This window comes from Sphingomonas sp. CCH9-F2, assembly GCF_001556735.1.
Lineage (GTDB): Bacteria > Pseudomonadota > Alphaproteobacteria > Sphingomonadales > Sphingomonadaceae > Sphingomonas > Sphingomonas ginsenosidimutans.
Genome location: NZ_LSJO01000349.1, coordinates 1 through 1,411, shown reverse-complemented (window position 1 = coordinate 1,411; position 1,411 = coordinate 1). Strand labels below are relative to the sequence as shown.

Here is a 1,411-nt window from a genome sequence, read left to right as displayed (position 1 = left end):
CCGCACCACCGCCGCCCCGATCCCGGTCCCACCCCCGGTCACGATCGCCACTGCGTCCCGCATCATCCGCTCCTATGGTTTTCGAAGATCGCGTATGGCATTCGCGGTCCGCTTCGCCTAGCCATGGCGATCATGACGACCACTGCCGCCGATCTGCTCGACCGTGATTTCGGTACATTGCCCGATCTCATCCGCGCCAATGCGCTGCGCCACCCGGACAAGCTGGCGATCGCCGATGACGACAGCGCGATCAGCTATGCCGAGCTTGACCGGCTGATGAACCGCATCGCCGCCGCGCTCCAGCGCGACGGCACCGCGCAGCGGCAGGCGGTCGCCTCGGTCTCCTATCCCTCTGTCGCGCAGGCAGCGGTGTTCCTGGGAACGCTGCGCGCCGGGTCGGTCGCCGCGCCCATCCAGCCGTCGGCGACGCCGGAGCAGATCGCCGGGATGATCGCCGATTCCGGTGCGGACATCGTCTTCCTCGATGCCGCCAACGCCGCCGCGCTGTCCGGGCAGGCGATCGCCGCGCGCGTCCTGATGCTGGAGGAACTGGACGCCTGGCTCGCCCACGGCGACGTCGCCCCCGCGCCGGTCACGATCGCGCCCGGCGACGGGTTCAACATCATCTATTCCTCCGGCACCACCGGCATTCCCAAGGGGATCGTGCAGAGCCATGCGATGCGCTGGCAGCATCTGTCGCGCAACGCCGCCGCCGGGTTCGACCGGGCGGTCACGCTGCTGGCGACGCCGCTCTATTCGAACACCACTTTGGTCAGCTTCCTGCCGACGCTCGCCTGGGGCGGCAGCGTGGTGCTGATGAAGAAATTCGACGCGCGTCGCTATCTGGAACTGGCGCAGCACTATCGCGCCACGCACACGATGCTGGTGCCGGTACAGTATCAGCGGATCATGGCGCTGCCCGATTTCGACGCTTTCGACCTCGCGTCGTTCCGGTTCAAAACGTGCACCTCCGCCCCGTTCAAGCCGGAACTGAAGCGCGACGTCCTGACGCGCTGGCCCGGCCTGCTGGTCGAATATTACGGCATGACCGAAGGCGGCGGCAGCTGCGGCCTCAATGCCACCGAACATCCCGACAAACTGCACACCGTCGGCCGCCCGATGCCGGGGCACGACATCCGCCTGATCGACGACGACGGCAACGAAGTCCCCCCCGGCGCCACCGGGGAGATCGTCGGCCGCTCGCCCGCGATGATGAACGGCTATCACGGCCGCGAACAGGCCACCGCCGACGCGACCTGGGTCTCGCCGCAGGGCGAACGATTCATCCGCCACGGGGACGTCGGCCGCTTCGACGAGGACGGCTTCCTGATCCTGATGGACCGGAAGAAGGACATGATCATCTCCGGCGGGTTCAACATCTACCCGTCGGATATCGAGGCGGTGCTGGCGC

Annotated in this window: 1 protein-coding gene; it reads left to right on the top strand. The window is 67.5% G+C overall.

Annotation, left to right across the window (positions count from 1 at the left end; translation table 11 throughout):
* Nucleotides 1–132: 132 nt before the first annotated feature.
* Nucleotides 133–1,411 (top strand): class I adenylate-forming enzyme family protein (locus AX685_RS10115; protein WP_082740781.1); only part of this gene is annotated, 1,279 nt, incomplete at its 3' end.